This is a genomic window from Clostridium oryzae (assembly GCF_002029235.1).
In the GTDB taxonomy this organism is placed as follows: Bacteria; Bacillota; Clostridia; order Clostridiales; family Clostridiaceae; genus Clostridium_AE; species Clostridium_AE oryzae.
In genome coordinates this window covers 1-758 of the sequence record NZ_MZGV01000167.1, presented here as the reverse complement: position 1 = coordinate 758, position 758 = coordinate 1, and the positions used below count along the sequence as shown (strand labels likewise).

Genomic DNA, 758 nt, shown 5'->3' with positions numbered 1-758 from the left:
TTTTACACGAGGGTTTCCCCATTCGGACATTTTCGGTTCTCTGGCTATTTGCGCCTACCCGAAACTTTTCGCAGCTTATCACGTCCTTCTTCGGCTCCTGATGCCAAGGCATTCTCCATGCGCCCTTTGTAGCTTGACCTTAGTCGTCGTGTGATTAACTTCGCATTACTGCGTCAGCTCCGTCGCTGTGGTGCTCATTGGCATTATAGCCAACTCCGCTCCGCGCTCTGTCGCTTCCTTGTTCTGCTCGTTTCTAACACGACTCCAGAGAGTGCTAATTTATAGTTGCCGTTTTTCAGGCTTCCTATCTAACTTACAGCTCTCTTCTCGGTAATGAACAAGTTCATTACCATTGATTATCGTACAAAGAACATTTTAAATATTCTTAGCTTTACAATATTTCATTTCTTATGTGCAATTTTCAAAGAACAGATTCAGTAATCTATATTACTGAAATGGTGGAGATAAAGAGATTCGAACTCTTGACCCCCTGCGTGCAAGGCAGGTGCTCTCCCAGCTGAGCTATACCCCCAAAATGTTTCAGAGATTTTGGTCTCTGAAAATTGAACAGAGTGTTTGGTATAAACCGTAATTCTTACTGATATCTATTCACTAATGAATTAGCTATCAGATTTTCTCCATAGAAAGGAGGTGATCCAGCCGCAGGTTCTCCTACGGCTACCTTGTTACGACTTCACCCCAATCGCTGACCCTACCTTCGGCCGCTGTCCCCTTTCGGTTAACTCACGGACTTCGGG

At 44.6% G+C, this 758-nt stretch carries 1 tRNA gene and 2 rRNA genes; all 3 read right to left on the bottom strand.

The window, feature by feature from the left end:
• A 23S ribosomal RNA gene (locus tag CLORY_RS22885) occupies positions 1–139 on the bottom strand; the annotation flags it as partial.
• A 317-nt stretch (positions 140–456) separates the two neighbouring features.
• Positions 457–532 (bottom strand) — tRNA-Ala (locus CLORY_RS22880).
• Positions 533–644: 112 nt separating this feature from the next.
• Positions 645–758: ribosomal RNA gene (locus CLORY_RS22875) — 16S ribosomal RNA — on the bottom strand; the annotation flags it as partial.